Origin of the sequence: Pseudomonas sp. UBA7500, assembly GCF_002478435.1 — a bacterium.
Classification (GTDB): domain Bacteria; phylum Pseudomonadota; class Gammaproteobacteria; order Pseudomonadales; family Pseudomonadaceae; genus Aquipseudomonas; species Aquipseudomonas palmensis.
The window spans coordinates 1-5,116 of record NZ_DLNW01000038.1 but is presented as its reverse complement, the minus strand read 5'-3'; the positions used below and the strand labels follow the sequence as shown (position 1 = coordinate 5,116).

Genomic DNA, 5,116 nt, shown 5'->3' with positions numbered 1-5,116 from the left:
TCGGCTGCGCCGCCTGCATCGACGCCTGCGACAGCATCATGGACAAGATGAGCTACCCACGCGGGCTGATCGGCTACAAGTCCGAGCACACCCTGCAAGGCGGCACCACCCAGTGGATGCGTCCGCGCCTGCTGGGCTACGTGACCGTGCTGGTGGTGATGATCGGCGCCCTGGTGATCGCCCTGCAGCAACGCCCGATGGTGTCGATGGACGTGATCAAGGACCGCGGCCTGTTCCGCGAGAACGCCCTGGGGCAGATCGAGAACATCTACACCCTCAAGGTCATCAACAAGACCCAGCAGCCGCAGACCTACCGCCTGCGCCTGGTGGACGCCGAGGGCTTCGAACTGCATGGCAAGACCGAGTTCACCCTGGCGGCCAGCGAGATGAGCGATATACCGGTCTCGGTGGCGATGCTGGCCGACCGTGCGCCCAGCAGCTCCCAGGAGATCAGCTTCGAACTCATCGACACCGACCAGCCGAACGTGCGCAGCCTTGCGCGCAGCCGTTTTGTCGCGCCTTTGAACCGCTGATCACATACACTCCGCTGAGTCAGACCGCCCAGAGCCATGATGAAACGCTACGAGAAATTCGCCGACGACATTGCCGAACTGATTCGCTCCGGGGTACTCGGCCCCGGCCAGCGCGTGCCGTCGGTGCGTTACGCCAGCCAGACCCACGGGGTCAGCCCGTCCACGGTGTTCCAGGCCTACTACCTGCTGGAGCGTCGCGGGCTGATCCGGGCCCGGCCGCGCTCGGGCTACTTCGTCAACACCCACGCCCCGCGCCAGTTCAACGAGCCGCAGATCATCGAGCAGGCCAGCGAATCGACCGAGGTGGACGTCAGCGAGCTGGTGTTCTCGATCCTCGACTCGATCAAGGACCCGCAGACGGTGGCCTTCGGTTCGGCGTTCCCCAGCCCCAACCTGTTCCCGCTGCCGCGCCTGGCGCGCTCGCTGGCCAGCGCCAGCCGCGAGATGGACCCGCGCATGGTGGTCACCGACCTGTCGCCGGGCAACCCGCAACTGCGCCGCCAGATCGCCCTGCGCTACATGGTCGGCGGCTTGATGCTGCCGATGGAAGAACTGCTGATCACCAACGGTGCGCTGGAGGCGTTGAACCTGTGCCTGCAGGCGGTAACCGAGCCGGGTGACCTGGTGGCCATCGAGGCACCGGCGTTCTATGCCTGCCTGCAGATTCTGGAGCGGCTCAAGCTCAAGGCGGTGGAGATTCCGGTGCACCCGCGCGAAGGCATCGACCTGGGGGTGCTGGCGCAGACGCTGGAGCGGCATCCGGTCAAGGCCGTGTGGTGCATGACCAACTTCCAGAACCCGGTGGGCGCGAGCATGCCGGAAGACAAGAAGAAGCAGCTGGTCGAGCTGCTGAGCGTGCACCAGGTGCCGCTGATCGAAGACGACGTGTATGCCGAGCTGTACTACGCGCAGCAGGCGCCCAAGCCGGCCAAGGCATTCGACACCGAAGGGCTGGTGATGCATTGCGGCTCGTTCTCCAAGAGCCTGGCGCCGGGCTACCGGATCGGCTGGGTGGCGGCCGGGCGCTATGCGCAGAAGATCGAGCGGCTCAAGCTGATGACCTCGCTGTGTGCATCGATGCCGGCGCAGGCGGCGATTGCCGACTACCTGCAGCATGGTGGCTACGACCGCCACCTGCGGCGCCTGCGCTATGCGCTGGAAGAGCAGCAGAACGCCATGCTGGCGGCGATTGCCCGGCACTTCCCGGCGCAGACGCGGGTCAGCCACCCCAGCGGCGGGTACTTCCTGTGGCTGGAGCTGCCGGAGCAGATGGACTCGCTGAAGCTGTTCCAGATGGCGTTGGCCCAGGGCATCAGCATTGCGCCGGGGCCGATCTTTTCGCCGACGCGGCGGTTTCGCAACTGCATCCGCCTCAATTACGGCAGCCCCTGGACCGAGCAGTCGGAGCAGGCGATGGAGACGCTGGGGCGGATCGTGCGGTCGTTCTGAGGGGCTGGCATGACGGCCAACGCCCCCATCGCGGGTCAAGCCNNCGGGCTTGACCCGCGATTGGGTCGGTGCAGCCCCTTGCCCACACCCGCACAATCGCGCACCATCCCCTCCCGCACTTGCCCACGGATGGCCCCGGATGAAACCGCTGTACCTGCTACTGGCCCTGCCCCTGCTGCCCGCCTGCAGCCTGATCGGTTTCGTCGCCAAGGAAAGCGTCGTGGGCGCCACCAGCCACTACGGCTTGAGCAGCACCACGCTGATCGCCGAACTCCCGCCCAACCACGGCGTCACCTACAACGCCAGCTACGCCCCGCTCGACCCGTACCGCTGCACCGTGGCCTCCCCCGCCACCGGCGGCATGCGCTCGCGTCCCAACCAGTACCGCACCGACCAGGCCGATGCGCGCCCCGACGCGCGCACCGTCACGTTCAGGATCCCGCTGACCTACACCATCGGCAGTTGCACCCAGCAACTGGACAACATCACGGTGAGCATCAAGTCCCCCAGCGGGCGGTACAGCCTGGCGGGGGTCGAGGTATTGCCGGCACTGCCCGACGGCACTGGGCCGGTACGCGACGCAGACCCCGAGCTGGTTGTGCGCCGCCTGTGCGGCACGGCCTACCACATCGTGCCCGGGGATGAGCGCCACGTGCTGGCCAGGGACATCGACTGCCTCGCCGCCGACAGCCAGTGGCAACCCCTGGAGCGGACCTCCAGGCACCCCGGCCCGGTCGCCAACGTCGCCTACACCCAGCTGAACAAGACCGACCTGCGCTTCGTGTACCGCCTCATCGACAAGGAGTGGCCGCTTTATCCCGAGAACTGGTCACCGGTCGGCAATGGCATGAAGCCCTGCGCTTCACAATGGAAGTGGGTTGGCGAAGCCTCCTGCAGTTATCGTGACCCGACATTTTCGACTTTCCAGATGGACGGTCGTGAATGTGCTCTCTATCCAGGCTGTACAGAGTAAGCCCGAATGGATATTCACCGAATTGCAAGTTTTTGACGAACCTTATCCAGAACCTCGTCGTATTCAAGTTCTTCTTTTCCAGATGCCTGAATATTTACAGCAATACCAGTTAAAGCACGTCTAAGTGCATCTTTACTGGAGGCATAGACCATCTTTTTCTTTATGGGAGCTAAATCATCTGAATATAGAATAAACAAAATTGCATTTCGCCTCCCCCCAACGGTTTCAAACTCAAAGTCGACGACAGCATATCGCACTTCATTCGGGGTCAGCGCGCTCAGAAAATCCTCGTAGGTTGCGGACCTATCGCCTGTTGACTCAACAACAACCTCCTTGTAATCATCTGAGATCTTGAAAACAATATACCTAAGCGCTTTACTTAACTTGAGCGAATCGTAAGCATTTCGACACTCATCCGTCACTAACACACCAGTGCTTGACATGGCCATCATCCTCTTCCGATTCAATCGCGTACCACGCCAACTAACCGCGAAGTCAGGCATCACCATACAACAGCGCCTAATCAACCGACACTGGCAAAGTTATCAGGTTACATACTGCTGAAAACAGGTTGCGCCCTGCTTACCTGCCAATCACCGCGCCTCCCCCGCACGCGGCTTGTAGAACAGGAACCTGGGAGTTTCGGCGGTCTTCAAGTACGTCCTGGCCCACGCGGGATGCACATGGCGGTCATGAAAGTACATCGCGCCATCGGTGCTGTCGGTCAGTTGCTGATTCAGCGCCTTGCGCGCGATTTCCTTGGCCACGGTGTACTGCACCGGCTCTTCCACATCGTCCGAGCGCCCGTCGCACCACCACGAGAACTGGCATGTACGCTCCTTGATGCCCTGCTTGACCACCTCGCACACGGTGCCCGGAAACCCTTCGTGCCCCAGCCGGTTCATCACAACGCTGGCCACACCCTGCATGTCCGCCGCCTCACCGCCCTTGGCCTCCCAGTAGAGGGTGCGCGCCAGGCAGGTGATCGCGTCATCCAGCGCGGCCTCGCCCTTGGGGTCGACCGCCTGCACTTCGCTGCGGGTGATGGCCTGGTCGCTGGGTACGCTGGCCTCGCGCCCCTGTTCGGCAGCCTTCTGCTCCAGCACCTGGGCCTTGTCTTCGGCTACCGCCGCAGGCGGCGCCGCGGCGGCAGAGCCCGGCAGAACAGCGATCAACCACACGGCAAGACAGCAAACTGCAGCGAATGAGCGCATGACCGAGCCTTCTTGTGAGCCTCTGATAGATGCACAGTAGCTGCAACCGGCGATTTGCGCCGCCCTACCCCAGCAGCTCGCGCAGGCGGTACCACAACATGCCCAGCGCCAGCAGTGGCGAGCGCAGGGCCGGGCCGCCGGGGAAGGTCATGTGCGGCACCTTGCTGAAGATATCCAGGCCCTGGCTATGCCCGGCGTGGATCGCCTCGGCCAGCAACTTCGCCGTCCAGTGGGTGACGTTCACCCCGTGCCCCGAATAGCCCTGGGCGTAGAACACGTTGGGGTGCTGCTGCAGGCATCCCACCTGCGGAAAGCGATTGGCGGTAATGCCGATCTTGCCGCCCCACTGAAAGTCGATGCGCACATCCGCCAGCTGCGGGAACACCTTGAGCAGCTTGGGCAGCATGTAGCCGGCGATATCCGCCGGGTCGCGCCCGGAATAATGGCAGGNNCGAACAGCAGGCGCCGGTCGGCAGTAAGACGGTAGTAGTCCAGGCCGACCTTCTGGTCGCACAGCGCCAGGTTCTGCGGGATCAGCCCGGCGGCGCGCGGTGCCGACAGCGGCTCGGTGGTGATGATGTAGCTGCCGGCCGGCAGCACCTTGCCGCTCAGGCGTGGCTCCAGGTCGTCCAGGTGCGCATTGCACGCCAGCACCAGGCTGCCGGCCCGCACGCTGCCGCGCGCGCAGCGCACCTGCACGGTGGGGCCATGCACCAGTTCGAGCACCGTGCTGTGCTCGAACACCTGCACCCCCAGCGACGCCGCCAGGCGCGCCTCGCCCTGCACCAGGTCGAGCGGGTGCAGGTGGCCGGAGCCCATGTCCAGCAGCCCGCCGGCATACACCTTCGAGGCCACCACCTCGTGCATCTGCTGCGGCCCGTAGAGCCGGGCCTGGTGCCGATAGCCCAGCGCCTCCAGGCTCTGCTGTTCACCCTGGAACGCTGCGT

Annotated in this window: 5 protein-coding genes and 1 pseudogene; 3 read left to right on the top strand and 3 right to left on the bottom strand. The window is 64.1% G+C overall.

Annotated elements, in window-relative coordinates; all coding sequences use genetic code 11:
* The 3 genes from B4I46_RS16595 to B4I46_RS16585 all read left to right on the top strand — a co-directional run.
* On the top strand, nt 1-533 hold a 533-nt coding region (locus B4I46_RS16595; RefSeq protein ID WP_286901018.1), incomplete at its 5' end, for a FixG Ig-like domain-containing protein.
* Nucleotides 534-572: 39 nt separating this feature from the next.
* Nucleotides 573-1,982 carry a GntR family transcriptional regulator MpaR gene (mapR, locus tag B4I46_RS16590; RefSeq protein WP_043860894.1) on the top strand — a complete coding sequence of 470 codons (1,410 nt, stop codon included), beginning with the start codon at nt 573-575 and terminating at the stop codon, nt 1,980-1,982.
* A gap of 139 nt (nt 1,983-2,121) precedes the next feature.
* Nucleotides 2,122-2,955, top strand: coding sequence for a hypothetical protein (locus tag B4I46_RS16585; protein ID WP_286901017.1), 834 nt, complete (start codon nt 2,122-2,124; stop codon nt 2,953-2,955).
* A 14-nt stretch (nt 2,956-2,969) separates the two neighbouring features.
* Here the strand turns inward: B4I46_RS16585 and B4I46_RS16580 are convergent, their stop codons facing one another.
* The 3 genes and pseudogenes from B4I46_RS16580 to B4I46_RS16570 form a co-directional block, all read right to left on the bottom strand.
* Nucleotides 2,970-3,398 carry an actin-binding ADF family protein gene (locus tag B4I46_RS16580; RefSeq protein WP_286901015.1) on the bottom strand — a complete coding sequence of 143 codons (429 nt, stop codon included), beginning with the start codon at nt 3,396-3,398 and terminating at the stop codon, nt 2,970-2,972.
* A gap of 150 nt (nt 3,399-3,548) precedes the next feature.
* Nucleotides 3,549-4,169 carry a cell wall hydrolase gene (locus B4I46_RS16575; RefSeq protein WP_058541232.1) on the bottom strand — a complete coding sequence of 207 codons (621 nt, stop codon included), beginning with the start codon at nt 4,167-4,169 and terminating at the stop codon, nt 3,549-3,551.
* A 64-nt stretch (nt 4,170-4,233) separates the two neighbouring features.
* Nucleotides 4,234-5,116, bottom strand: a pseudogene (locus B4I46_RS16570) (NAD(P)/FAD-dependent oxidoreductase); the annotation flags it as partial.

Bases quoted from the DNA above. Each gene is read 5' to 3' on its own strand.
- mapR (WP_043860894.1), top strand. From the start codon at position 573: ATGAAACGCTACGAGAAATTCGCCGACGACATTGCCGAACTGATTCGC.
- B4I46_RS16585 (WP_286901017.1), top strand. From the start codon at position 2,122: ATGAAACCGCTGTACCTGCTACTGGCCCTGCCCCTGCTGCCCGCCTGC.
- B4I46_RS16580 (WP_286901015.1), bottom strand. From the start codon at position 3,398: ATGTCAAGCACTGGTGTGTTAGTGACGGATGAGTGTCGAAATGCTTAC.
- B4I46_RS16575 (WP_058541232.1), bottom strand. From the start codon at position 4,169: ATGCGCTCATTCGCTGCAGTTTGCTGTCTTGCCGTGTGGTTGATCGCT.